The organism is Citreicoccus inhibens (assembly GCF_019039035.1).
GTDB classification, from domain to species: Bacteria; Myxococcota; Myxococcia; order Myxococcales; family Myxococcaceae; genus Citreicoccus; species Citreicoccus inhibens.
In genome coordinates, this window is record NZ_JAHNZT010000018.1 from 128,817 (window position 1) to 153,341 (window position 24,525).

Sequence of the window (24,525 nt, forward strand, 5' to 3'; positions counted from 1 at the left end):
TCGACTGGGGGTGAAACCCACGAGGTCGCATCCGCCTGGATGAACACGCCTCGTGCGTTTTCGAGACGTGGCCGCCAGACGGGCCTATGCTCCGCCAACGTGAATCGACTGGACGCCTCGTTCACCTTCCGGCAGACGCGCCACCCCGCGCTCGACGGCGCGAGGGGACTGGCCGTGCTCGCCATGGTGATGGGGCACGCGCTGGACGCCCTCCTGTCGCCCGCGGTCCGCGACACGCCCTGGGTGCAGCGCTATTGGGAGCTTCGCGGCATCACCGCCCCGCTCTTCCTCGTGGTGAGCGGCTGGGCCGTGGTGATGGCGCTGGGCACCAAGCCCGGAGCCGCCCGCGAGTCCTTCGGCCGCCGCTTCCGCCGCGCCCTGCTGCTCTTGTTCCTCGGCTACTTCCTGCACTGGCCCGGCTGGGGCGCGGTGCGAGACCTGGGCTGGACTCCGGCCATGCTCTCGCAGGTGTTCATGTTCGATGCCCTCCAGTGCATCGGCTCGTCCCTGCTCCTGGGCGCCGTGCTGCTGGTGCTGACGCCCAACCGCTGGGCGCGCCTGGGGGTCCTCTTGGCGCTCGCCGTGGGCATTCCCCTGGTGAGCCCGACCATGTGGGGCCTGGGCGAGCACCTGCCCGCGCCCGTGCAGCAGTTCATCGGCAACGGCGAGGGCAGCCGCTTCCCCTTCTTCCCGTGGGCGGGCTTCTTCTTCGCCGGCGCCGTCACCGCACATGTCCTCGGACTCTTGCGTCCAGGTTGGCCGCAGGGCCTGGCGCTGCTCGCCGTGGGCGGCGCGCTGGTGTGGCTGACGCGCTTCTCGCCCGGCGAGTGGACGGCCACCAGCGCCATCATGGTGCAGTACCGCGTCGGCCAGGGCTTGCTGGTGCTCGGCGGCGTGAACCTGGTGCCGCAGCGCTTGAGCGCGCTGCTCGCGCCCCTCGGCCGGCTGTCGCTGTGGATCTACGTGCTGCACTTGCCGGTGGTGTACGGCTGGGCCGGCATCCCCGGGCTCTCGGGCCGGGTGGGACCCACGCTCGGGGTCCCCGCGGCGCTTGGCGTGGGGGCGGCGCTGCTGCTCGTCTGCTACCTGCTCGCGCGGTTCCTGAGCTGGGGGCGCCGCCAGGCGCTGCCCTGGCGCTCGGGCTCCACCACGCTGAATGCCAGCCTGAGCTCGAGTCGGGCCAGCCAGCGCATCTGAGGCGCGCGGCGGCGCTCAGCCGTCCGTGCCGGTGCGGGGCAACTTCGCGGGCGGCGACGTCGCGTTGCCCCGGTCCACCAGCTCGCGCACCACGGACTCCAGGGCGCGGATGCGGCGCCCGGCCCGGCCGCGCGCCCAACTCGCCACGTCAGGCGCGCCGAGCATCTCCACCGCCTGCTCCACGCCCCCCGCCTTTCCTTTCAGCGCGCGGGCCGTGGCCAGCCGGACGTTGCGCGCCGCCTTGCGCGACAGCCCGCCGCTCCACAGCAGGTCCAACGCGAACGTGGTCCACACCGTCAGCGCGTCGTCCGGGCGCAGGAAGGCCTCGAACCGAGCGAGCGCCTGGGCCCGTGACTCACCCGCGCGGAGCACGTCCTCGGCCAGCTCCACGTGCAGCGGTGTGCTGTACGCCAGGGGCTGCTCGGGCGCGATGATGGCCTCGAAGGACTCGCCCGTGGACAGGCGCCGGGCCACCAGGTGCACCAGCTCGGGGGGGATGTTCGCCTCGGCCGGGTGCGCGTTGGCCTCCGCGTAGAAGAGGACCAGCCGCTCGGCGTCATCCGCCAGCGAGCGCAGCTCCGCGGGCGGACGCCACGCGCCTCGGTAGATGCGGCGCCGGTTCGGAGACGTGCGGCTCGACTGCCGATCGAGCTGCGTGTCCACCATGAACTCGAACGCCTTCAGCATGCGATCGAACCGCTCCGGGTCTCCCTCCAACTGCCCCAGCAACTCCACCACCGCCTCGATGGTGGAGACGCAGTGGTCGGCTGGCTCGGCGCGGATGCGGTAGTTGCTCGGGCGGCGCGGCACGAAGCCGATGCGCGGTAGCCCCGCCAGGAGCGGGTTGCGCATCACCACCTTCTTCGCCTGCGGCCACGTGCCATCCACCACGATGACCGTGTCCAAGTCGGCGGCGCGCGCCTCGTCCACGGTGATGGCGTTCTCGCCCGGGAAGAGCACCGCCACGCGCTCACGCCGCTGAGCCAGCTCCTCCAGGCGCGCGTGTCCGGTGAAGTCCACGCCCTGGTACAGCTCCGAGTTGGGCAGCGACAGGTGCGCCATGCGCGCGGTGCCAATGGCCACCCGCCGCTCTCGTGGATGCTGCAGGAACACCACGCGGGTGCGCGTCTCCAACTGGGGCAGGTGCGCGCAGTAGCACGCGCTCTCGGGGCGGAAGCAACGCAGACAGAGGGAACGCACGCTGCGGCTTTATGGCACGCCGCCGGGAGGGGCAAGCCCGAGCGACCGTCCGTGCCCCCAGGAGCCGAGGAAACGACGCCCCCGCTCCCCCGCCCGTCCTCCGGTCGATGTCCCTCCCCCGCCGGGCCCCGGACGGGCTAGACACGCGCCCCAGCGTGAACCTGCTCCTGTTGCTCGACGAGGACTTCCTGCCGGACGGCACCGCCCGGCTCACGGGCCGCCGCGCCCAGCATGCCCGCGAGGTGCTCCGCGCCGAGCCCGGCGAGGTGCTCCGCGTGGGCCACCTGGGCGGCCTCACCGGCACGGGCGAGGTGCTGGAGAACAGCCCCGGCACCCTCCACCTGCGCGTGTCCCTCACCGCGCCGCCCCCGCCCCGCGCGGGCGTGGACCTGCTGCTCGCCATCCCCCGCCCCAAGGCGCTCAAGAAGGTGCTGCCGGCGGCGGCCTCGCTCGGGGTGGACCGGGTGGTGCTCGTCAACGCGGCCCGCGTGGAGAAGAGCTACTTCGACTCGAAGGTGCTGGACGGCGAGTTCGTCCGAGAGCTGCTCCTCCAGGGCCTGGAGCAGGCCCGGGACACGCGCCTGCCCGAGGTCCTCGTCCGCGAGCGCTTCCGCCCCTTAGTCGAGGACGAGCTGGACACCGTCTTCGGCCCCAATGCACTGCGCCTGCTTCCCCACCCTCCGGCGCGCCAGCCCCTGCGGGCCCTGGGCGCGGACACCGCCGAGCGCGTGGTGCTCGCCATCGGTCCGGACGGCGGGTGGGTGCCGTTCGAGGCGCAACTGTTGGAATCCCACGGGTTCCACCCGTTCTCGCTGGGGCCGCGCATCCTCCGCGTGGAGACCGCCGTGCCCGTACTGCTCGGACAAGTGGCGCTTCTGCGAGAAGACATCCCGAGGACGTGACGGCGCGAGCGGACTTGAAGGCGCGCGGGCGCCTGATGAAGAGTGGCGCGCCATGGCCACTCAACCGTCCCAAGCCGCCGCCACGTCCGAGGCCGAGCCGCAGAAGCCGGCCACCTCCGCCCCCCAGCCCGTCACGTCCGAGCCGCAGGCGAAGCCCGCCAGCCACGACACGGTGCCTCCGCCCGCGCTGCTCGACTTCATGATGAAGCACTGGAAGCCGCAGGCGCGAAAGCTCCCGCCCAAGCTCAAGCACGCGGACGCCTTCCGCGCCCGCCGCCAAGCGCTGTCCAAGCTCTTCCCCGGCGAGACGCTCGTCATCCCCACGGGCCACGAGAAGGTCCGCGCCAACGACACGTACTACCGCTTCCGGCCGGGCAGCGACTTCTACTACCTCACCGGCAACACCGAGCCGGACTGCGTGCTGGTGCTCCAGGCCAAGGCCGGCGGGGGCCACACGGACATCCTCTTCGTGGAGCCCAACCCGGGCCGCTCCGACTCCACCTTCTTCACCGACCGCGTGAAGGGCGAGCTGTGGGTGGGCCCGCGCCTGGGCGTCAAGGAGAGCCAGGCCCGCTTCGCCATCGAGCACGCGCGCGGACTCGACGAGCTGCCCGCCTTCCTCACCGGCCTGAAGGACGCGCCCACCCGCGTGCTGCGCGGCTTCTCGCCCAAGGTGGATGGCGCGCTCAGCGCCGCGGCGGACAAGGACAAGGCCCTGGCCCAGGCGCTCTCCGAGCTGCGCCTGCTCAAGGACGCGCAGGAGCTGCGCGAGCTCCAAATCTCCATCGACGCCACCCAGCGCGGCTTCGAGGACGTCATCCGCGACCTCAAGGTCGCGAAGACGGAGCGCCACGTGGAGGGCATCTTCAACCTCCGCGCCCGCGTGGAAGGCAATGACGTGGGCTACGGCACCATCGCGGCCAGCGGCTCGCACGCGTGCGTGCTGCACTGGACGCGCAATGACGGCCCCCTGAAGCCCGGCGAGCTGCTGCTCCTGGACGCGGGCGTGGAGGGCCACACGCTCTACACGGCGGACATCACCCGCACGCTGCCCATCAACGGGAAGTTCTCCAAGGAGCAGCGCGACATCTATGAGCTGGTGCTCGACGCGCAGCTCCAGGCCATCCAGGCCGTGAAGCCCGGCAACGACTTCATGGAGCCCAACCGCGTGGCCATGCGCGTGCTGGCCGAGGGGCTCCACCGCCTGGGCATCCTCCGCACCCCGCCCGCCGAGGCGCTCAAGGACGAGAACCAGTTCTACAAGCGCTACTCGTTGCACAACGTCAGCCACATGCTGGGCCTGGACGTGCACGACTGCGCGCAGGCGCGGCTGGAGGCCTACAAGTACGGCAAGCTGAAGTCCGGCATGGTCCTCACCGTGGAGCCCGGCCTGTACTTCCAGGCGGATGACCTCACGGTGCCCGCGCGCTACCGCGGCATCGGCGTGCGCATCGAGGACGACGTCGTCGTCACCGCGCGCGGCTGCAAGGTCCTCTCGGACGGCATCCCGCGCCAGGTGAAGGACGTGGAGGCGTGGATGAAGTCCGTGTGGAAGGGCGCGAAGCCCCCGAAGAAGAAGGCAGCCAAGAAGCGCTAGGCCGCCGTCGTGGCTACGGCCCGGTCTCGCTGGCTTGCGGGACCGGGGCCTCACCGGAAGGCGCGGGCGCCGCTTCCGCGGGCTTCACGGCCTGCGGATAGGCCTGCTGCCACGCCTCCAGCGGCATGGGCTCGATGCGATTGAGCACGGACATCTCCTGCGCCAGGACGCGCGGCTCCGTGCGGGCATCGGCCTCGACGGTGAAGGACAGGCGGTTGATTTCGTGCCCGTCCTCCGTCTCCACCACCACGCGCCAGTTCCCCGGCTTGAGCGGCGCGCCCGGGCGCGCCATGGAGCGATAGCCGCCTTCGGCGCCGTTGGCCTTCACGCTCGCCAGCCACCCGCTGCCCAGCGACGTCCAGCCCTTGTCGGGATGGTCGAAGAACCAGCGCACCCGCACCTTGTAGGCCGCGAAGTTGCTCGGCGCGAAGATGCGGAAGAAGTACTGCGGCTGCTCCCCTGCGCGCGCGAGGAAGTGCTGGTTGCCGTGGTGCCAGAACTGCCAGAAGGGGCGCTCCTCGTAGGAGAGCTGGTAGACGCCCGGGCTCACCTTCTTCACCTCGTGGTAGAGCCCGCTGTACTGCACCGCCAGCGGCACGGGGGGGATGAGGCCCAGCAGGTAGCACCCGAGCAGCGCCACCTGCGTGCCGAACCCCGGCACCGCCACGTTGCGCACGAGGAAGCGCATGTCCGGGCGCCACCGGCGGATGACGCGCAAGAGCCCGTAGATGCTCCCGCAGCCCAACAGCACCGCGAGCGTGAAGACCCACCAGCCCATGCGCCCGAGCAGCACCGGCACCAGGTAGGCGAAGTACAGCGTCACGCACAGGCTGAAGAGCACCACGCGGATGACGGGGCCCAGCTGCCGGAAGCGCGGCAGCTCGTTGGCCACCAGCAGGCCGAACATCGCCAGCAAGAAGAAGAACGGCGTGAAGCCCGAGGTGCTCTTGAAGAGGAACAGCGTGAATGAGCTGAGCAGGCTGCCGAAGAAGAAGTGCAGCCCGTCCTCGCGGAAGCGCCACACGCGCGCGAGCAGCTTCGGCGGCTCGGTGCCCTCGGGGAAGCGCTGCTCCAAGAGCAACAGCCCCGCGAGGACGCACAGGTAAGCGAACGACTGCGCCAGGCTGAAGCCGTCGTCGATGGGGCTGAGCGTGAGGATGTCGTAGAGGAAGCCCGCGAAGAAGAAGAGGGCCATCTCCTCCTTCTCGTAGCGGGACCGGAAGGCCTGCACGCGGTCGATGAGCGTGGGCGTCTTCGCGGTGGCCACCAGGTCATCCGGCTCCACCGCCGCACCGGGGCTCGGCGGCGCGTGGCCCGTGTTCGACTCGGCGGTGGGCGCCCCGCCCAGGGGGGCCGGCGCCTCGGGTGTCTCGTCCTGCGGTGTCTGTCCTGGCTTGGGCGGCGTCGCGTTCAACACGGCATTCCCCTCGGGCAACGCCGCCCACTCTATGCGCAGGAGCCGGGCGAGGTCTCGGCCGGGCTCAGGCGGGCGACTTGCCGGCCACCAGGTCGGCCAGCTCGCCCCGCTCGGACAGCTCCATCAGGATGTCCGAGCCCCCCACGAACTTCCCGTTGATGAAGATCTGCGGAATCGTGGGCCAGTTCGTGTACTCCTTGATGCCGTTGCGCACCTCGGCGTCCGCGAGCACGTCCACGGTGTGCACCGCGCCGAACGGCCGGAGCAGCTCCAGCGCGCGCGCGGAGAAACCGCACTGCGGAAACAGGGCGTTGCCCTTCATGTAGAGGACGATGGCGTGGCCCTTCGTCTCGGCGTCGAAGCGGGCCTTGAGCTGGTCGTTCATGGGTCGTTCTCCTTCTGGCTAGCGAGGTCCGAGCTTCTTCCACTGCTCGGGCGAATAGGTCTTCAGGGCGAGCGCGTGCAGCTCCCCCGTCTTCAGCCACGCCTGGAGCGGCGCGTACACGAGCTGGTGCTGCTCGACCATTGTCCGGCCCGCGAACGCCGGGCTCACGATGCGCGCCTCGAAGTGGTCTCCCGTTCCGGTGGTGTCTCGCAACTCCACCTCGGAACCGGGCAGCGCCTCCAGCAGGCGCTGGCGAAGCATTTCGGCATCCAACATCAGTTCATCCCCTTTCCCATCACCAGCATGGCGGGGTCCACCCCCATGCCTCGCAGCGTGGCGTCCCACAACTTGTCGGGCTCCTGCCCCAGCACCGCATCCGCCGTGGCCTCTGCGAACAGCCACGAGCCCGCGGCAATCTCACCCTCCAACTGCTTGGGGCCCCAGCCCGCGTAGCCCAGGCAGAAGCGCAGGCGCGGCGCGGGGTTCTGCAACAGCGGGCCCAGCGCGTCCAGCGTCACGCTCAGGTACAGGCCCGGGAGCACGGGGAGCTTCTCGGTCTGCTCCGCGTCGTCATGCAGGACGAAGCCACGCTGGGGCTCCACGGGGCCGCCCACGAACACCGCCTCGGGCATGCGCGCGGAGGCGATGTCCATGGACTGCCCGCGCGCCAGCTCGCCCAGCGTCAGCGCCGCCCCGCGGTTCACGACGAGCCCCATGGAGCCCGTCGCACCGTGCTCAATCATCAGGATGACCGACCGCTGGAAGTTCGGATCCCCGAGCTGGGGCATGGCCAGCAGGAAACCGGGAGCAAGGTTCTTCACACCCGGAGCATCGGGCGTTCACGCGGACCACGCAACCGGAACCCGTCAGTGCCAGCTCGTGTGACGGGACTGGAGCGCCTTCGCGAGTTGCTCGGGGCTGAGCGGCTTGCCGATGAACAAGTCGGCGCCGAGCCCCTTGCACTTGCGCGCCATGGTCGCGTCGCTCATCGCGCTCACGCCAATGAGCACTGCCTGCGGGAAGCGCTCGCGCAGCCGGGACATGAGCGTGGTGCCGCTGCGACCCGGCAGGAACACGTCGATGACGGCCGCGTCCATGCGCTTGTTGCGCACGGCGAACTCGGCCTCCTCCGCGCTCCCCACGGGCAGCGGCTCATAGCCCCAACCCGCCAGCATCTCCACGAGGATCTCCCGGTGAGTCGGGTCATCCTCCACCACGAGCACCGCCCCGCGGACGGGCTCCAGCTTGAGCTCGTCTTCGCGCTGGAGTCGCTCGCGCGCGTCCTGGCCGGTGAGGGAGAGCGTGTCTTCGGTCGAAAGGGACATGGAGGCACCGGTGGAAAGGGGTTCGTGTGAGAGGAACCCACCCCTCGCGGAAGGGAATTCCTTCCGCCCCACGCGCTGAACCCGCTCGCCCTCAGCGACCTCGGGGCGCCTGGCCGGCACCTCGCGTCAACGCCTGGGAGGCCAGCGAGGCGCCGAGCACCAGCAACACCAGCAGCCCCCAGGCCGGCAGCACCACGCGCGAGCCACCCTCGTAGACGAGCGCCGCGTAGGACGTCCCCAGGTAGCGGCCCAGCGACATGGGCTCCATGCGCGCGATGCCGAAGAAGCTCACGGTGGACTCGGTGAGGATGGCGGTGGGCAGGCGGCTGAGGAACACCGCCAGCACGAAGGGCCGCAGCGCCGGCCACAGGTGCACCCGCAGCACATGGGCCCGGCCGCCCCCCAGCGCCCGAGCCGCCGCCACGTACTCCTGCGACTCCAGCGTCAGCAGCCGGTCCCGGAACATCCGCGCCGGCCCCGCCCACCCCACCAGCGCCAGCGACGTCACCATGAGGCCAAACGGGCCGAGCCCCGCCCCCTGCCCCGAATCCACCAGCGACTGGCCCGCCAGTTGGAGCACCATGACCACCAACACGTCCGGCAACGCGAACACGGCGTCCACGCCGCGCAGCACCGCCTGCTCCACCGCACCACCGAGCAGGCGGGCCACCGCCGCCACGCCCAACCCCAGCAGCGTGGACAGCGCGCCCGCCGTGAGCCCCACCGCCAGGGACACCCACAGCCCGCCGAACGCCAGCTCGCACACCGTGCGGTCCGGCCGCTGCAGGTCCATTCCGAGCGGACACGTGCCCGCCAGCGCCTCGGGGAACAGGCGCCCCGCCGCGAGGCTCAGACCTCCGAGCCCCAGCAGCAACGCCAGCCCCACCCAGGCCCGCACGGGAGCCCGGCTCACGCGCGCACCTCGCGGCTCCGAGGGTCCAGCCACCACCGCATCCACTCCACCGCCAGGCTCACCAGGACGAGCACCCCGGCGAACGTGGTGGTCGCGACCACGACCACGGCCACCTGCTTGTTGAGGACGGCCAGCACATAGAGCTGACCGAAGTACGGCAGCCCAAACACGCGCTCCGCCGCGAACGAGCCCGCGAGCAGCGCGGTGGCCACGGGCGTCACCGCGTCCAGCAGCGCGGGCCACACGTTGGGCAGCACGTGGCGGCGCAGCACCGCGCCCGCCCCCAGACCCTTGGCGCGCGCGGTGCGCACATAGTCGCGCGACAGCTCCGCCTCCAGCGCGTCGCCCACCAGCGTGCCCAGGAAGATGCCGGGCCAGACCGAGATGACGAGCGCCGCGCTCAGCTCGGGCAACAGGCTCCCTCGCTCCACCACGGCCGGCGCGAGCAGGAGCGCGGGGATGAACACCGGCGTGCCGAACGCGAGCGCCGGCACCGCGTCGCCCAGCACGGCCCAGCGCCCGCGACGCCAGCGCGTGCGGAGCAGCGCGAAGCCCAACGCCCACGTCAACGCGAGCGGCAGCGCCACCAGCCCCACGCCCACGCTGCCGGACAGCTTGCGCAGCAGCTCGTCGCCCGTCACGCCCTGCGCGCTCGTACCGAGCCGCTCTCCACGCCAGAGCTTCTCCCAGGGACGCAGGAAGCCCCACGGCTCCCCCAGGCCCAGGTCGCGCCGGTAGGACGCGGCCAGCTCGGCAGACACCTGCCGCTTCGCGTCGCTCTCCTGCGTGAGCGGCAGCGCCGCCATGAGGAAGTACGACGCGCAGGCCACCACCGGCACCAGCACGAGCTGCCGCAACAATCGAGAGACCACCGGCGACATGCGCTAGCGCCCTCCCCGCGCGTCAGCGGCGACCGCGCCCGACTCACTCCCCAGGCGCAGCGCGGGCAGCGCGAGGAAGTTGAATGGATCCACGTCCAGTCCATGCAATCGGGCACGCACTCGGAAGTAGCGATCCGGATGGTAGAGCGGCGCGATGACGGCCTGCTCCCCCACGAGCACGTCCTGAGCCTGAACGTAGAGCGCCCGCGCACGCGATGAGTCCGCCTCCGCGTCGGCCTCTTCCAAGAGTCGCTCGAAGCGAGCCATGGGCTCGCCACCGGCTTGCGTCTCCCAGCCGGTCTGGTGATTGCCCTCGCGCTCGAAGAGCGTGAAGAACGTGTTGGGGTGCGCGTAGTCCGCGCCCAACCGCCGCACGTACATGTCATAGGCGCGCGGGCCCTCCGACGTCCGCCGCGCCACCTCCGCGGAGAAGTCCGAGCGCACATCCACCACCACCTGAACGCCCACGCGCCCCAGCTGCGCGGCGATGCGCTCGGCCAGCGCCTCCTCCGGCACGAACGAGTCCCCCGCCTTCACCACCAACCGCAACGGACGCGCCACCCCACCCGCGCGAGCCAGCTCCTCACGAGCCCGCGCCTCGTCATGAGAAGGCAACCGCGCGGCCTCCTCGGGCGACGCGGACGCGGGCAACTCGGCCGGCAGCAGCACGTTGGACACACGCGCCACGGGCAACAGGCCCGCCAACAGCGCCTCCCGGTCCAGCGCGTAAGCCAGCGCCCGGCGAACCTCGGGCTTGTCCAACGGCGGGCGCTGCGTGTTGAAGGCCAGGAAGTAGGTGGACAAGAGCGGCTCGCGCTGAAGGTCCGCGGGCGCGCGGGTCCGCAAGGCCGCGGCGCTGTCCACGAAGACGAAGTCCACCCGGCCCCGCTCATAGAGCGCGGGTCCAATCTCTGACTTCATCAACGTGAGCACCGGCGCCGGTGACTCGCCCGGACCCAGCGGCGGAGGGAACGCGGTGCGCGGGTTGTAGACGAGCCGCACGCGCTCACCCGCGCGGTCCCACGCCTCCACGCGATACGGCCCCAGCGCGAGCGGTCGTCCATCGCGAGGCCTGTCGAAGTAGTCGCGCACCGCCTCGGCCGACTTGCCCTCCAGGTCCGCCGCGGGCGCGGGGAAGAAGAGGTACACGTTGGCCAGACGCGACAGGAAGTAGCTGCGCGGGCGAGCCAGCGTCACCCGCAAGGTGCGCGCATCCACCGCCTCCACGCCCACGCGGTCGAGCGCCGCCACCACGTCCGCCTCGGGAGCCCCCTCCTCCTGGAGCGCCAGCGCCCGCACGGCGCCCTCCAGGTCCGCCATCTCGCCCCGCTCCCGGCCCCGCAGCGCGCGCCGCCAGCCGAAGACGAAGTCGCGCGCGGTGAGCGCCGAGCCATCCGACCAGCGCACGTCCCCACGCAGGTGGAAGGTGTAGACCTCACGGCCCTGCGCGTCCCGCACGCGCTCCCAACGCTCGGCAAGCCCAGGCCCCACCGCATGGTCCGCGCCCAGCGAGGTGAGCCCCTTCTGCGTGGCGAGCATCACCGGATAGTTCGCCCAGCTCGCCGGGTCCGAGAAGCTCCAATCCAACGTGGTGGGCATGGCCGGCACCACGACCTTGACGCCGGCCTCCGGCTGGAAGCCGCACGGCCCGCAGGCCCCGAGGGCCACGGCCATGAGCAGCAAGGACCTCCAGAGTCGCGCGCGGGGAGCCACCGAGCCCCGTTGTACCGCGACCCGCCCCAGAAAAGAGAGAAGCCAGGAGGCCGGCGACTCCTGGTCGGCCGGCTCCCTGGCTTGTCACGTCTTCAGACGTCTACCCGCGCGCCGGACTCAGGCGGGGGCGCCGGCCGGCGAGGACGGCGCCTCGGAGGCACCGCCCTGCGGCTTCACGCCGTCGCCCACCGGCTTGCGGCCGAACTCCTCGGGCTTCTCCAGCACGAGCGCCTCGCGCAGCACCTCGTCCACGAACTCCACCGGGACGATGCGCAGCTGCTTGCGAATCTTCAGCGGGATGTCGCGCAGGTCCTTCTTGTTCGACTTGGGGATGAGGACCGTCTTGATGCCCGCCCGGTGCGCCGCCAGCGTCTTCTCCTTCAGACCGCCGATGGGCAGCACCCGACCGCGCAGGGTGATTTCACCCGTCATCGCCACATCGCGCCGGATGGGCACGCGCGTCAGCGCGCTCACCAGGGCGGTGCAGATGGTGACGCCCGCGGACGGACCATCCTTGGGGATGGCGCCTTCCGGCAGGTGCACGTGGATGTCGAAGTTCTCGAACGCCTTCTTGTCGATGCCGAAGCGCTCCGCCCGGCTGCGCACGTAGGACATGGCCGCCTGCGCGGACTCCTGCATCACCTCACCCAACTTGCCGGTGATGATGAGCTTGCCCTTGCCCGGCATCGTGGTGGCCTCGGTGGTGAGAATCTCACCGCCCAGCTCCGTCCACGCCAGCCCCGTGACGATGCCCACCTGGTCCTCCTGCTCCGCCACGCCGTAGCGGAAGCGCGGAGTGCCCAGGAACTTCATCGCCGTGCGCCGGTCCACCTCGATGTCCCGCTTGCCGTTCTTCAGCACGTCGCGGGCAATCTTGCGGAACACGCCGCCAATCTCACGCTCCAGCGAGCGCACGCCCGACTCGCGCGTGTAGCGGTGGATGATGGTCCGGAGCGCCTCGTGGGAGAAGTCCACCTTGAGGTCCGTCAGCCCGTTGGCCTCCTGCTCCTTCGGGATGAGGTAGCGCCGCGCGATGGAGAGCTTCTCCGGCTCGGTGTACCCCGCGATGCGGATGACCTCCATGCGGTCCTGCAGCGGACCGGGGATGTTGTGCATCGTGTTCGCGGTGCAGATGAACATGACCTTGGACAGGTCATAGTCCAGGTCCAGGTAGTGGTCGTTGAAGGTGTGGTTCTGCTCGGGGTCCAGCACCTCCAGCAACGCCGCGCTCGGGTCGCCACGGAAGTCCGTGGACATCTTGTCGATTTCGTCGAGCAGGAAGACCGGGTTGTTGCTGCCCGCCTTCTTCAGCGACTGGATGAGCTTGCCCGGCATCGCGCCAATGTACGTGCGCCGGTGGCCGCGAATCTCGGCCTCGTCGCGCACGCCGCCCAAGCTCAAGCGCACGAACTTGCGCCCCGTGGCCCGCGCGATGGAGCGCGCCAGCGACGTCTTGCCCACGCCCGGCGGCCCCACGAAGCACAGCACGGGGCCCTTGAGCTTCTTCACCAACTGCTGCACCGCGAGGTACTCGAGGATGCGCTCCTTCGGCTTCTTCAAGCCGTAGTGGTCCTCGTTCAGCACCCGCTCGGCCTCGGTGACGTCCAGCCGGTCCTGCGTCTCCTCGTACCAGGGGAGACTGATGATCCAGTCGATGTAGTTGCGGACGACGGTGGCCTCGGCGCTCATCGGGCTCATCATCCGGAGCTTCTTCAGCTCCTTCTTGACCTTGAGCGTGGCCTCCTTGCTCATCCGCTTGTTCTTCAGCTTCTCTTCAATCTCTTGGATCTCGTTCTTGAACTCGTCGCGCTCACCCAGTTCCTTCTGAATGGCCTGCATCTGCTCATTCAGGTAGTACTCCTTCTGGGTCTTCTCCATCTGCTTCTTGACGCGCGTGCGGATCTTCTTCTCCACCTGGAGAATCTCGATCTCACCCTGCATCAGCTCGTAGAGCTTCTCCAGCCGCTTGGCGGGAGACTCCGTCTCGAGCAGCGCCTGCTTGTCATTCAGCTTCAATGACAGGTGCGCGACGATGGTGTCCGACAAGCGCGCGGGCTCGTCGATGCTCGCCACCTGCATGAGCATCTCGGGCGGGATGCGCTTGTTGAGTTTGACGAAGGCCTCGAACACGGAGTGGACGCTGCGAACGAGCGCCTCCAACTCCACGCTCTTCTCCGTCTGCTCCTCGACCTCGTCCACCTCCACCATGAAGAAGGCGTCGTTCGGGTGGAACTTCTTCACCCGAGCCCGGCGCACGCCCTCCACCAGCACCTTCAGCGTCCCGTCCGGCAGCCCCAGCAACTGGATGACATGCCCGATGGTCCCGAAGTGGAAGATGTCGTCGGGGGTGGGGTCATTCGTCTTGGCCTTCTTCTGCGCGGCCATGAGGATGACGGCCTTGTCGTCCGGCCCCTTGTGGGCCATCGCGTCCTTGAGGGCAGCGATGGACTTCTCCCGGCCGACGAACAGCGGCACCACCATGTGCGGGAACACGATGATGTCCCGAAGGGGCAAGAGCGGGACGGTGAGTCCCCGCTTCTGGGCTTCCTTCTTGTCGTCACGTCCGAAGAACATGTATCCGCCACCTGCTGGCCTGCCGTACGGGCAAGCCCTTCAAGAGTTACCCGCACTCACGCCGGGCGCGAGTGCGAGGTGAAACACGGCTCTATAACACGGCAGTTCGAGCCCCCGTTCCCCGCGTGAAGATGGGGGGAGCCACTGCTGCCTTCAAGGGAACACCTGAGCACCGCCGGGCGCCTGCCCGGGGCCTCAGTGGCCCTCCACCGCCACCCCGGCAGCCGGCGCCTTCACGCCCAGGGCCTGGAAGAGGAACGCGTACATGTCGGCGCTGGACTCAATGGCCTTGGCCACCTGGTCCGAGCCCTGGTGGCCCGAGTTCGCCTCGATGCGCAGCAGCACCGGCGACGTGTTGCCTGGGGCCGCCTGCATGGCCGCGACGAACTTGCGCGCGTGCAGCGGGTCCACGCGGTCGTCATGGTCCGCGCTCATCATCAGCAGCGCGGGGTAGCGCACGTCCGGCCGCACGTGGTGATAGGGCGAGTAGGCATACAGCGTCTTGAACTGCGCCGCGTCCTCCGCCGAGCCGTACTCCGGCGTCCACGTGCGCCCGCTGCCGAAGAGGTGATAGCGCACCATGTCCAGGAGCGGCACCGCGCACACCGCCGCGCCATACAGCTCCGGGCGCTGCGTCATGGCCGCGCCCACCAGGAGGCCGCCGTTGCTGCCGCCGTAGATGGCCAGCTTGCTCGGCTGCGTGTAGTGCTCGCGCGCCAGGTACTCGGCCGCCGCGTGGAAGTCGTCGAACACGTTCTGCTTGTTCGCCAGCCGGCCCGCGTCATGCCACGCCTTGCCGTACTCGCCCCCACCGCGCAGGTTGGCCACCGCGTACACGCCGCCCGCGTCCAGCCAGGGCAGGATGTTGGAGCGGAAGGCGGGCTGCATGCTCACGAAGAAGCCGCCGTACCCGTACAGGAGCGTGGGCGCGGTGCCGTCGCGCTTCAGGCCCTTGCGGTACACCACGAACATGGGCACCCGCGTACCATCCTTGGATGGGTAGAAGACCTGCTCCACCGTGTACGCGTCCGGGTCCATGGGCATCTCCACCCGCGACCACAGGCTCACCTTCCCGCTCGCGACGGACGTCTTGTAGACCTGCCGCGGCGTGGTGAAGGAGCTGAAGGAGAAGTACGCCTCGTCCGAGTCCTCCTGCCCCAGCAGGTTGGACGCGGCCCCCACGCCGGGCAGTTGCACCGTGCGCACGGGCTTGCCCTCCAGCGTGGCCAGGCGGACCTCCGTCGCGGCGTCGCGCAGGTACTCGAGCGTCAGGTGCCCGCCGACAATCGCGGTGCTCTCCAGAGAGGCCGCCGGGTCCTCGGCGACCAGCTCGCGCCACGCGGCGCGCTCGGGCTTGGTCGGATTCACGACGAACACGCGCTGGCGCGGGGCGCCCTCGTCCGTGGTGACGTAGAAGCGGTCCTTCCACGCCAGCACGGTGTACTTGGCGCCCTGCCCCTTCACGAGCAGCCGCCAGTCCTTCTCACCCGGGTGCTTCCAGTAGACGTCGTTCTCGCTCCACCCGCGGATGACGTAGGCGAAGAGGAACTTGCCGTCACGGCTCAGGTCGCCCTGGAGGAACGTGGTGGGGTCACCCGTGCGCGGGTGCACCAGCGCGTCGTTCTTGGGGTCCTGGCCCAACTGGTGGAAGCGCAGCGTGGTGTAGCCGGGGCGCGCGTCCACGGGGATGCTCGGGTCGGTGGGCAGCCACTCGTAATAGAAGCCCTTGCCGTCGGGCGTCCAATGCGGCCCGGCGTACTTGGCGCCCTCGATGACGTCGACCTTGGACCACTCGCCCGAGTCCACGTCGAGCACGTGCAGCACGGCCTCGTCCGCGGCGTTGGGCCGCTGCGCGAACACCACGCGCTTGCCATCCCACGAGGGCACCCACGTGCCCAGGGACACGGTGCCGTCCTTGCTCCAGCCGTTCGGGTCGAGGAGCACCTTCTCCGCGCCGGCCTCGCCGTCGCGCCAGTAGAGGATGGCCTTCTCCTTGTCCTTGTGGGTGCGGAAGTAGAAGTACCGGTTGGCCCGCCGCAGCGGCGCGGTCATCGAGTCCACGTAGTACAGCTCGCGGAAGCGCCGGGCGAGCGCGTCACGGCCCGGCATCTGGGCCAGCGCGGCGCGGGCCTGCTCATTCTCGGCCTTCATCCACGCCTGCACCTCGGGCGACTTCTCGTCCTCGAGCCAGCGATAGGGGTCCGCCACCTGCACGCCGTGCACGGTGTCCACGATGGGTTGGGACGGGGTGTGGGGATAAGCCATCCGGGAGACCTCCTCCGAACGAGCCGCGGCGACCGCGGGCCGGGCATCCGCCGAGGCGGACGCGGGAACGGCCTCGCGCGCGGCCTCCTGCGTGGTGGCGCACGCCGCGAGGGACATCAGGGCGGGAACGAGCAGCTTTCGCATGGGCCGAAGCAGATACAGAAAGCCAACGGCCCGTCCCACAAAAAGTGAGCCCCGCGACAAGGCCCGCCTGCCCTCCCGTCGCGGGGTACTTGAGAACACCCGGGGCGCGTCCGAGTCGCTGGCTTCGCGACCGCGTGACGCGCCCCGTCAGACTGCGCTCCTCCTCGAGGGAGTCACCCCGGGGGAAGCGAGACTCAGGCCGATTCCTTCTTCGGCTCGGCGGCGTCCTTCTCTTGCGCGTGAAGGATGACGGGGTCGCTCTTCTTGAGGATGACCTCCTCGGAGATGACCACCTCGCGCACCGTCTTGCGGGACGGGATTTCGTACATCACGTCCAGCATGGCCGTCTCCAGGATGGAGCGCAGGCCGCGCGCGCCCGCCTTGCGGCGGATGGCCTCCGAGGCGATGGCCTTGAGCGCGCCATCCGTGAACTTCAGCGCCACGCCGTCCAGCTCGAAGAGCTTGCGGTACTGCTTGGTGAGCGCGTTCTTGGGCTGGCCCAGGATGTTCACCAGCGCCGGCTCGTCCAGCTCCTCGAGCGCGGTGATGATGGGCAGACGGCCGATGAACTCCGGAATCATGCCGAACTTGAGCAGGTCCTCCGGCTCCACGTGCTTGAGCAGCTCGGAGAGGTTGCGCTGCTTCTTCGACTGGATCTCCGCGCCGAAGCCCAGGCTGCGTCCACCCAGACGCCGCTCGATGATCTGCTCCAGGCCGCCGAAGGCGCCGCCGCAGATGAAGAGGATGTTGGTGGTGTCCACCTGCAGGAACTCCTGCTGGGGGTGCTTGCGTCCACCCTTGGGCGGAACGTTGGCCACCGTGCCCTCGATGATCTTCAACAGCGCCTGCTGCACGCCCTCACCGCTCACGTCGCGGGTGATGGACGGGTTCTCCGACTTGCGGGCGATCTTGTCGATCTCATCGATGTAGACGATGCCGCGCTGGGCCCGTTCGATGTCGTGGTCGGCCGCCTGCAACAGGTTGACGATGATGTTCTCCACGTCCTCGCCCACGTAGCCCGCCTCGGTGAGGCACGTGGCGTCCGCGATGGTGAACGGAACGTTGAGAATGCGCGCGAGCGTCTGCGCCAGCAGCGTCTTTCCAGACCCGGTGGGACCGAGCAGCAGGATGTTGCTCTTCTGCAGCTCCACGTCGTCCATCGCGATCTTGGACTCGATGCGCTTGTAATGGTTGTGCACCGCCACGGAGAGCGTCTTCTTGGCGCGCTCCTGACCCACCACGTACTCATCCAGCACGGCCTTGATCTCGCTCGGCCGAGGGATGCGCAGCTTGGTGTCCTTGGTCTCCTCGCGGTCAATCTCCTCCGCGATGATGTCGTTGCACAGCCCGATGCACTCGTCGCAGATGTAGACCGTTGGGCCCGCGATGAGCTTCTTCACTTCCTTCTGGGACTTGCCGCAGAAGGAGCAGCAGAGGGTCTGGTTGTCTCGCTTCTCCACGTTCTTGCCCGCCATGAATTCCCTCGCTGCGCCGGTAAAGCCCCTACCCCGTTAAACGCCCCGCACCTGGAAACCCTGATTCAATCTAGTCAGCCCCTGTCCAGGGCGTCCACGGAGCTTCCAGGTACTTAACAAGCAGCGGCAACGCGGCGCAGAAAGCAGAAAGCCGGAGGCGCGGGCCATCATTCCCCGCAGCCTCCGGCCGCTAGAGCGAGGCCCGTCGAGGGCCCCGGCGCCTGCCTACTTCTTCTCTTCCTTGCCAGCCACCGACTTCCGGGGGTCCTGGATGGCGTCGATGATGCCGTACGCCTTCGCCTCCGACGCCCCCATGAAGTAGTCGCGGTCGGTGTCCTTCTCCACGCGCTCGATGGACTGGCCCGTGTGCTTGACGATGAGCTCGTTGAGCCGGGCCTTCATGCGGAGGATTTCCCGCGCCTGGATCTCGATGTCCGTCGCCTGACCGCGCGCGCCGCCGAGCGGCTGGTGAATCATGATGCGACTGGAGGGCAAGGTGAAGCGCTTGCCCTTCGCGCCGGCGAGCAGCAGCACCGCGCCCATGGACGCGGCCTGCCCCACGCAGATGGTGGACACCGGCGACTTGACGTACTGCATCGTGTCGTAGATGGCCAACCCGGCGGTCACCGACCCGCCCGGCGAGTTGATGTAGAGGTTGATGTCCTTGTCCGGGTCCTCGGACTCGAGGAACAGGAGCTGCGCGACGATGACGTTCGCGACGTCATCGTCGATCTCCGTCCCGAGCATCACGATGCGGTCCTTCAGGAGCCGGCTGTAGATGTCGTACGAGCGCTCACCCCGATGGGTCTGCTCGATGACGTAGGGAACGGGCATGAAGGGCATGACGTGGACCTCGCAAGGGGACTCGGCGGAAAGACCTCAGGAATACTTCGCTCGGCCCTTCAGGAATTCAATCGTCTTTTCCTCTCGGAGTCGCAGAGACAACCCCAGCCGCTCGTCCTCGCCCTTGAAGTACTTCTTCACCTGGGCCACGGGCTGGTTCGCCTCGGCGGCGAGTTCCTCGATGCGCTTCTCGACGTCCGCGTCGGTCGACTGGATGCTCTCCTTCTGGGCAACCGCCTCGAAGAGCAACGTCCCCTTCACTTCCTGGACGGCCTTCTCGCGCATCTCGTCGCGCAGGCGGTTGAAGTCCAGGTTGAGGCGGCGCGGATCGATTCCCTGGCGCGCCATCTGGCGCAGGGCACCGTCCAGCATGGAGTCGATGGCGCGCTCGACCATGGCGCGCGGAACCTCGAAGGCGTTGCGCTCGATGAGGACCTTGATGAGCGCCTCGCGCTCGTCCTGCTGAGCCTGCGCCTTGCGGGCCTTCTCCATGTCCGCGCGCAGCTTCGTGCGCAGCTCCTCCGCCGTCTGCGCCATGCCCGTGCCCTGGGCGAACGCGTCGTCCAGCGCCGGGAGGACCATCTTCTGCAGCGCCTTGACGGTGATGTGGAAGCGCGCCGACTTCCCGCGCACCTCCTCCGCCTGGTAGTCGGCCGGGAAGGTGTAGTCGATGTCCTTCGACTCGCCGACCTTCACGCCCGCGAGCGCCTCGATGCTGCCCTGGATGAGCTCACCGGGACGCACCTGCACGCCAATGCCCTCGGCCTTGCTGCCCTCGAAGGCATTGCCATCCACCGTCGCCTCGAAGTCGATGGTGACCTGATCGCCCGCGGCGGCCACGTCGCGATCCGTGACGGCCTCCACGCGGCCCTGCGACTGGCGCATGCGCTCGAGCTGCTCGTCCACCTGCGCGTCGGACACGGCGGTGTCCACCTTGGCGAGCGGAAGGGCGTCGTACTCCTTCGCCTCCACCTTGGGCTTCACCTCGACGCGCGCCTCGTAGGCGAACGGCGCGTCCGGCTTGAGGCCGGAGTTGGTGACCTGCGGCGAGGAGACGGCCTCCACCTTGTGCGCGCGCACGGCCTCCAGATACGAGGTCTGCACCACGCGCTGGATGACGTCGTCCTCCACCTGCTCCCGGAAGCGCTGCTCCAGGATGCGACGGGGAACCTTGCCCGGGCGGAAGCCGGGCAGCTTCACCTGCCGGCCGAGCGCGGTATATGCGCGGGTGAGCTCTTCCGCCACGCGGGCGGTGTCGACCTCGATGGAGAGCTTCTTCTCGATGGGAGAGAGCTCCTCGACCTGGACCTTCATACGGGCCTCGCTCGCCGCCGTGCTGGGCATCAAACCCCTGACGGCGCCGGATAAGTGGGACGTGCGCGTTTAGGGGATAGGCACGAGCGGGTCAACGCGAAATGGGCGAGGAGGGACTCGAACCCTCACACCTTGCGGTACCAGATCCTAAGTCTGGTGCGTCTACCAGTTTCGCCACCCGCCCGACGGTCCCCGCGTGCGCTTCTCGTCTTACCGCGAAACACTGACACCAGGGCAGTCCTTCGCGCGGCGCTGGCTGACGCGCGACCACCCGGAACCTGGTGCTGAAAAACAAACGGGGCCCCTTCATCGCTGAAGGGGCCCCGTGATGAGAGCGGAGGGAATCGAACCCACAACCTATGGATTAAGAGTCCATTGCTCTGCCAATTGAGCTACGCTCCCGGACCTGCGCTCGGTGTGTCGCGTTCGCGACGTCCAAGTGGCGGCGTAACTACCGTGGCCTGTGCGCGCTGTCAAAGCGTTTTCGCACGTCCCTGCTTCATTCTTTCTGTTCGCGGCTGGACGGCCGAGTTCCGGCCTGGCTCCGCGCTGCCGCCCCGCGCACGTGAAGCCCCCGTCGGCACGGGCTGTTGCTCCTCGCCGCGGCCCGCATTCCGTCCTCGGAGCAAGAGCAGTCACGCACCGAGAGCGAAGCGCGGGCGGCCCCAGCCACGAACGAGGCGGCGCCATGCGGGCGGACGGGGGTCGTCCGCCCTTTTCGAGCAGCAAGGCAGGAGATGACCGTGACGGAAGCGAATGCGAAGACGGAGGCCTCGGTGGCCTCAGGCAATCCGTGGAGCCGGGAGCGCGTGGAGCTGATCAAGCGCACCATCTGCCCACGGGGCATTGGCGAGGACGAGTTCGCCCTCTTCATCGAGCAGTGCAAGCGCAGCGGGTTGGATCCGCTGCTCAAGGAGGCCTTCTGCGTGGCGCGCCGGCAGAACACCGGCACCCGTGAGCGGCCCAACTGGACGACCAAGTACGAGTTCCAGCCGTCCGAGGCCGGCATGCTCGCCCGCGCCGAGCGCTTCCCGGATTTCAAGGGCATCCAGGCGAGCGCCGTGTTCGCCGAGGATGAAATCATCGTCGACCAGGGCAAGGGCGAGGTGGTGCACCGCTTCAACCCGGCCAAGCGCAAGGGCGCGCTCGTGGGCGCCTGGTCTCGCGTCGTGCGTGACGCGAAGCTTCCTGTCGTGGTGTGGCTCGATTTCTCCGGCTACGTGCAGCAGACACCGCTGTGGGCGCGCATCCCGACGACGATGATCGAGAAGTGCGCCCGCGTGGCGGTGCTCCGAAAGGCGTACCCCGAGGCCTTCGGCGGCCTGTACGTCCGAGAGGAGATGCCCGCCGACGAGTTCGAGTCCCTGCACGACGAACCGGCGCCCGCGACGGGGGCCTATGAGGTGCTCGGAGCGAAGCCGGGGCCCGTGAAGGCTTCGTTCTCTCCCCTGCCGATGGCACCGCCAACGAAGGACGAGGCAGAGGCCGCGCGACTCTCCGTGGATGTGCCGTTGGCGCCAGCGGCGGACCGGACCCACTCCGTGCTGGTGGCGTTCGGTCCCCACAAGGGCAAGACGACCACTGAGCTGACCGACTCCGAGCTGACCGAGACCATCGACCTGGCCCACGAAAAGCTGATGGAGCAGCCCAAGGCGCGCTGGGCCAAGGCGATGCGTGAGAACCTCACGGCGCTAGAGGCCGAGACGGAGCTGCGCTTCCACGGCCCCACGCCAAAGGGAACGAGCGCGAGCGCGCAGGACGCCTGAGACACGCGGCACGGCCCTTCCCGGAGGAACGCATGCTTCTGGGAGGGGCATTCTCGCGCGAGCCAGCAACGTCGCGAGCTGCGCACGTGGACAACGCGCAGAGAAGAACCGAGGTGCGGTGAGGTGTCTCGGGTGAGCGCTGGGAGGCTCGCTCAACTTGCGTTGACGAGCGCTCGACCAACACCCGAGTCCCAAGCTGCATCCGGGACTTCGAGAAGCGCGCCCAGAGGGACTTGAACCCCCAACCCCTGGCTTCGAAGGCCAGTGCTCTATCCAGTTGAGCTATGGACGCAGGGCAAGGCGGGCGAAACAGGGCGGCCAACCGGGATCGAACCGGTAACCTCCGGAGTCACAGTCCGGCGCTCTAACCAGTTGAGCTATGGCCGCCGTCACCACGAAAACGCCGGCTTCCCTACCTCGGAACCCGGGCCTGTTCAAGGTCCAAATGTGCGATCGCGCGCGCGCACCTTCCGGATCCCTCGCGCCAGAACTTGCCGCTGCGCGCAACCCCTTGGAATCCGATGGATTCTCCACCCCGAGGGGGGTCGCGCCTCATTCTAGCGAAGCCAGCCTTTCCCCGTCGTGGATGTCGCGCCCAGGCAGAAGCCGAGGCTGCGAGCGACACAGAGCGCACGCAGACTGGAGGACTCCTCACGAAAGGCGTCCCGCATGATTCGGAGTCTTGCGACCGCAGCAATCCTCGCCATTGGCCTGCTCGGCTGTGGCGGCCCCACCCCGGATGCCGAACCGGCCGCGGCGCTCGCACCGGAGACACAGACGTCTCCCCTCGATGGACACGTGGGCCAATGCGGCCCCACCCCACAGGGCCAGCACTGCACGACCTGCTGCTTGGATTCGACGGGACATGTCGCGTCCTGCGCAGGCCCGGCCGGGTGCGGCTCCGGAGGACCTGCACTGGCGAACTGACTCGTACGCCGCAGGCATCCCACAGGACAGACACCGCATCGAGCGAGAAGAAGCCGGGTCCTGCTCCCGCCCACCGAGGCGGGAGCAGTGTCCTCGAGAATCTTTGACGCCGGGTCGAGCGCCCCAGGCAGGACTCGAACCTGCGACCCCCGGCTTAGAAGGCCGGTGCTCTATCCAGCTGAGCTACTGGAGCTGGCCGCGAAATCCCTCTTCGCTACGGCTTCACTTCAAATCGGGGCGAGAGGATTCGAACCTCCGACCCCCTGCGCCCAAGGCAGGTGCGCTACCAGGCTGCGCTACGCCCCGAGAAGTGCGGGCATTCTTGGCCCATCGTGGATGCACACGCAAGGGTGCAATGACGAACGCCCGTCACCTTCCTCACAGCGCCAGCAGCGCGGGCCGCATCTTCGCGAACGCCCGAGCACGGTGCGACACCGCCGTCTTTTCGTCCGGGGTCATCTCCGCCATCGCGCGCCCGCCCAGCCCCTCCGCCAGGAACACCGGCTGGTATCCGAAGCCGTGCGTCCCCCGAGGAACGTGGCCGATGTGCCCATCACAGCGCCCGTGCTCGAGGCGCACCGCGCCCGAGGGCGTCACCAGCGCGAGCACGCACACGAAGGACGCCGTGCGCTTCTCATCCGGAACGCCCTTCAGCTCCGCGAGCAGCTTCTCGTAACGGTCCTTGTCGCTGCCCGGCGCGTAGCGCGCGGACAACACCCCGGGCCGCCCATCCAGCGCATCCACGCAGAGCCCCGAGTCGTCCGCGAGCGCGGGCATCCCCGTCGCCTCCGAGTACGCCCGCGCCTTCTTCAGCGCGTTGCCCTCGAAGGTGTCCGAGTCCTCCACCGGCTCCGGGATGGGCGGCAGGTCCGCCAGGGACACCACGTCCACGGCGTCCCCCACCAGCTTGCGCAACTCGGCGAGCTTCCCCGCGTTCGTCGTGGCGAAGAGCAACCGCGCCTTCGTCATCCCAGCACCTTGGCCTGCGCCGCTGCGAGCTGCCGAATGGCCGCCATGCCCCCATCGAGCATCGCGTCCAGCGTCTTGCGCTCGAAGAGCTTGTGCTCGGCCGTGCCCTGCACCTCGACGATGCGGCCGTCCTCGGTGGCCACGAGGTTCAAGTCCACCTCCGCCGACGAGTCCTCCTCATAGTCCAGGTCCACCCGAACCTCGCCGTTCACCACGCCCACGGACACCGCGGCCAACGGCGTCAGCTTGGGCAGCTTCGACAGCGAGCCCTGCTTGTGCAGCGCGCGCAGCGCCAGGGACAGCGCCACGTAGGCGCCCGTGATGGAGGCCGTGCGCGTCCCGCCATCCGCCTGGATGACGTCACAGTCCAGGGTGAGGGTCCGCACGCCCAGGGTGGTCAGGTCCACCGCCGCGCGCAGCGAACGCCCGATGAGCCGCTGGATCTCCATGGTGCGGCCCGCCTGCTTCCCCTTCGCCGCCTCGCGGTTGCTGCGCGTATGCGTGGAGCGAGGAAGCATCCCGTACTCGGCCGTCACCCAGCCGGAGCCCTTGCCCATCAAGTGGGGCGGCACCCGGTCCTCCACCGAGCAGGTGACGAGCACCTTGGTGTGGCCGAACTCGACCTGCACGGAGCCCTCGGCATAACGGTTCACGCCAGGGGTCAGGATGACGGGGCGAAGGTCCAGCGCACCGCGGTTGAAGGAACGCACGGGAAGCT

The 24,525-nt window shown here is 69.1% G+C and carries 20 protein-coding genes and 6 tRNA genes; 4 read left to right on the forward strand and 22 right to left on the reverse strand.

The window, feature by feature from the left end:
- Window positions 1-99 precede the first annotated feature (99 nt).
- Complete coding sequence (locus KRR26_RS21320) at window positions 100-1,197, forward strand: acyltransferase family protein (protein ID WP_233577370.1); 1,098 nt, start codon at window positions 100-102, stop codon at window positions 1,195-1,197.
- A 15-nt stretch (window positions 1,198-1,212) separates the two neighbouring features.
- Here KRR26_RS21320 and KRR26_RS21325 read toward each other — a convergent pair whose 3' ends face one another.
- On the reverse strand, window positions 1,213-2,397 hold the full coding sequence (locus KRR26_RS21325; protein WP_217080682.1) for a tRNA-uridine aminocarboxypropyltransferase: 1,185 nt from the start codon (window positions 2,395-2,397) through the stop codon (window positions 1,213-1,215).
- 155 nt (window positions 2,398-2,552) lie between these two features.
- Here KRR26_RS21325 and KRR26_RS21330 point away from each other — a divergent pair, with 155 nt between their 5' ends.
- Together KRR26_RS21330 and KRR26_RS21335 are read left to right on the forward strand one after the other, a co-directional pair.
- Complete coding sequence (locus tag KRR26_RS21330) at window positions 2,553-3,299, forward strand: 16S rRNA (uracil(1498)-N(3))-methyltransferase (protein WP_217080683.1); 747 nt, start codon at window positions 2,553-2,555, stop codon at window positions 3,297-3,299.
- Window positions 3,300-3,351: 52 nt separating this feature from the next.
- Complete coding sequence (locus KRR26_RS21335) at window positions 3,352-4,896, forward strand: aminopeptidase P family protein (protein ID WP_217080684.1); 1,545 nt, start codon at window positions 3,352-3,354, stop codon at window positions 4,894-4,896.
- 13 nt (window positions 4,897-4,909) lie between these two features.
- Here the strand turns inward: KRR26_RS21335 and KRR26_RS21340 are convergent, their stop codons facing one another.
- From KRR26_RS21340 to KRR26_RS21410, 15 genes are all read right to left on the reverse strand, one after another.
- Window positions 4,910-6,313 (reverse strand): DUF2914 domain-containing protein, encoded by a 1,404-nt coding sequence (locus KRR26_RS21340; protein WP_217080685.1) that lies wholly within the window; start codon window positions 6,311-6,313, stop codon window positions 4,910-4,912.
- A 64-nt stretch (window positions 6,314-6,377) separates the two neighbouring features.
- Window positions 6,378-6,698 (reverse strand): Grx4 family monothiol glutaredoxin, encoded by a 321-nt coding sequence (gene grxD, locus KRR26_RS21345; RefSeq protein ID WP_120209324.1) that lies wholly within the window; start codon window positions 6,696-6,698, stop codon window positions 6,378-6,380.
- An 18-nt stretch (window positions 6,699-6,716) separates the two neighbouring features.
- A complete protein-coding gene (locus tag KRR26_RS21350) occupies window positions 6,717-6,974 on the reverse strand; it encodes a BolA family protein (RefSeq protein ID WP_120209325.1) in 258 nt (85 codons plus the stop codon).
- The gene (locus KRR26_RS21355; RefSeq protein ID WP_120209326.1) at window positions 6,974-7,519 is read right to left on the reverse strand and encodes a YqgE/AlgH family protein; all 546 of its coding nucleotides are present in this window, start codon (window positions 7,517-7,519) and stop codon (window positions 6,974-6,976) included. The genes KRR26_RS21350 and KRR26_RS21355 overlap by 1 nt, the downstream gene beginning before the upstream one ends.
- A gap of 45 nt (window positions 7,520-7,564) precedes the next feature.
- Complete coding sequence (locus KRR26_RS21360; RefSeq protein WP_120209327.1) at window positions 7,565-8,023, reverse strand: response regulator; 459 nt, start codon at window positions 8,021-8,023, stop codon at window positions 7,565-7,567.
- Window positions 8,024-8,114: 91 nt separating this feature from the next.
- Window positions 8,115-8,936, reverse strand: a complete 822-nt coding sequence (locus KRR26_RS21365) for an ABC transporter permease (RefSeq protein ID WP_120209409.1) — start codon at window positions 8,934-8,936, stop codon at window positions 8,115-8,117.
- Window positions 8,933-9,817 (reverse strand): ABC transporter permease subunit, encoded by an 885-nt coding sequence (locus KRR26_RS21370; protein WP_120209328.1) that lies wholly within the window; start codon window positions 9,815-9,817, stop codon window positions 8,933-8,935. The genes KRR26_RS21365 and KRR26_RS21370 overlap by 4 nt, the downstream gene beginning before the upstream one ends.
- Window positions 9,818-9,820: 3 nt before the next feature.
- Window positions 9,821-11,491 carry a peptide ABC transporter substrate-binding protein gene (locus KRR26_RS21375; protein WP_217080686.1) on the reverse strand — a complete coding sequence of 557 codons (1,671 nt, stop codon included), beginning with the start codon at window positions 11,489-11,491 and terminating at the stop codon, window positions 9,821-9,823.
- 156 nt (window positions 11,492-11,647) lie between these two features.
- Window positions 11,648-14,104, reverse strand: a complete 2,457-nt coding sequence (gene lon / locus KRR26_RS21380; protein WP_120209329.1) for an endopeptidase La — start codon at window positions 14,102-14,104, stop codon at window positions 11,648-11,650.
- A 195-nt stretch (window positions 14,105-14,299) separates the two neighbouring features.
- Window positions 14,300-16,486 carry a prolyl oligopeptidase family serine peptidase gene (locus KRR26_RS21385; RefSeq protein WP_120209411.1) on the reverse strand — a complete coding sequence of 729 codons (2,187 nt, stop codon included), beginning with the start codon at window positions 16,484-16,486 and terminating at the stop codon, window positions 14,300-14,302.
- A gap of 221 nt (window positions 16,487-16,707) precedes the next feature.
- On the reverse strand, window positions 16,708-17,988 hold the full coding sequence (gene clpX, locus KRR26_RS21390; RefSeq protein ID WP_120209330.1) for an ATP-dependent Clp protease ATP-binding subunit ClpX: 1,281 nt from the start codon (window positions 17,986-17,988) through the stop codon (window positions 16,708-16,710).
- 225 nt (window positions 17,989-18,213) lie between these two features.
- Entirely contained in the window at window positions 18,214-18,831 is a 618-nt protein-coding gene (gene clpP, locus KRR26_RS21395; RefSeq protein WP_120209331.1) for an ATP-dependent Clp endopeptidase proteolytic subunit ClpP, read from the reverse strand.
- A 36-nt stretch (window positions 18,832-18,867) separates the two neighbouring features.
- The gene (gene tig, locus KRR26_RS21400; protein WP_120209332.1) at window positions 18,868-20,145 is read right to left on the reverse strand and encodes a trigger factor; all 1,278 of its coding nucleotides are present in this window, start codon (window positions 20,143-20,145) and stop codon (window positions 18,868-18,870) included.
- 102 nt (window positions 20,146-20,247) lie between these two features.
- Window positions 20,248-20,329 (reverse strand) — tRNA-Leu (locus KRR26_RS21405).
- A 145-nt stretch (window positions 20,330-20,474) separates the two neighbouring features.
- Window positions 20,475-20,547 (reverse strand) — tRNA-Lys (locus tag KRR26_RS21410).
- Window positions 20,548-20,882: 335 nt separating this feature from the next.
- Here KRR26_RS21410 and bet point away from each other — a divergent pair.
- Window positions 20,883-21,911, forward strand: a complete 1,029-nt coding sequence (gene bet / locus KRR26_RS21415) for a phage recombination protein Bet (RefSeq protein WP_217080687.1) — start codon at window positions 20,883-20,885, stop codon at window positions 21,909-21,911.
- Between the two features lie 218 nt (window positions 21,912-22,129).
- Here bet and KRR26_RS21420 read toward each other — a convergent pair.
- The 6 genes from KRR26_RS21420 to rph form a co-directional block, all read right to left on the reverse strand.
- A tRNA-Arg gene (locus tag KRR26_RS21420) sits at window positions 22,130-22,203 on the reverse strand.
- 21 nt (window positions 22,204-22,224) lie between these two features.
- Window positions 22,225-22,298, reverse strand: a tRNA-His gene (locus tag KRR26_RS21425).
- A gap of 659 nt (window positions 22,299-22,957) precedes the next feature.
- A tRNA-Arg gene (locus KRR26_RS21430) sits at window positions 22,958-23,031 on the reverse strand.
- Between the two features lie 39 nt (window positions 23,032-23,070).
- Window positions 23,071-23,144, reverse strand: a tRNA-Pro gene (locus tag KRR26_RS21435).
- A 72-nt stretch (window positions 23,145-23,216) separates the two neighbouring features.
- Window positions 23,217-23,807 carry an RdgB/HAM1 family non-canonical purine NTP pyrophosphatase gene (gene rdgB / locus KRR26_RS21440; protein ID WP_120209334.1) on the reverse strand — a complete coding sequence of 197 codons (591 nt, stop codon included), beginning with the start codon at window positions 23,805-23,807 and terminating at the stop codon, window positions 23,217-23,219.
- Window positions 23,804-24,517, reverse strand: coding sequence for a ribonuclease PH (gene rph / locus KRR26_RS21445; protein WP_120209335.1), 714 nt, complete (start codon window positions 24,515-24,517; stop codon window positions 23,804-23,806). The genes rdgB and rph overlap by 4 nt, the downstream gene beginning before the upstream one ends.
- Window positions 24,518-24,525 lie beyond the last annotated feature (8 nt).

Coding starts and splice junctions, on each gene's coding strand:
- KRR26_RS21335 (WP_217080684.1), top strand. CDS start 3,352: ATGGCCACTCAACCGTCCCAAGCCGCCGCCACGTCCGAGGCCGAGCCG.
- grxD (WP_120209324.1), bottom strand. CDS start 6,698: ATGAACGACCAGCTCAAGGCCCGCTTCGACGCCGAGACGAAGGGCCAC.
- KRR26_RS21350 (WP_120209325.1), bottom strand. CDS start 6,974: ATGTTGGATGCCGAAATGCTTCGCCAGCGCCTGCTGGAGGCGCTGCCC.
- KRR26_RS21360 (WP_120209327.1), bottom strand. CDS start 8,023: ATGTCCCTTTCGACCGAAGACACGCTCTCCCTCACCGGCCAGGACGCG.
- KRR26_RS21370 (WP_120209328.1), bottom strand. CDS start 9,817: ATGTCGCCGGTGGTCTCTCGATTGTTGCGGCAGCTCGTGCTGGTGCCG.
- KRR26_RS21375 (WP_217080686.1), bottom strand. CDS start 11,491: ATGGCCGTGGCCCTCGGGGCCTGCGGGCCGTGCGGCTTCCAGCCGGAG.
- lon (WP_120209329.1), bottom strand. CDS start 14,104: ATGTTCTTCGGACGTGACGACAAGAAGGAAGCCCAGAAGCGGGGACTC.
- KRR26_RS21385 (WP_120209411.1), bottom strand. CDS start 16,486: ATGTCCCTCGCGGCGTGCGCCACCACGCAGGAGGCCGCGCGCGAGGCC.
- clpX (WP_120209330.1), bottom strand. CDS start 17,988: ATGGCGGGCAAGAACGTGGAGAAGCGAGACAACCAGACCCTCTGCTGC.
- clpP (WP_120209331.1), bottom strand. CDS start 18,831: ATGCCCTTCATGCCCGTTCCCTACGTCATCGAGCAGACCCATCGGGGT.
- tig (WP_120209332.1), bottom strand. CDS start 20,145: ATGAAGGTCCAGGTCGAGGAGCTCTCTCCCATCGAGAAGAAGCTCTCC.
- bet (WP_217080687.1), top strand. CDS start 20,883: ATGACCGTGACGGAAGCGAATGCGAAGACGGAGGCCTCGGTGGCCTCA.
- rdgB (WP_120209334.1), bottom strand. CDS start 23,807: ATGACGAAGGCGCGGTTGCTCTTCGCCACGACGAACGCGGGGAAGCTC.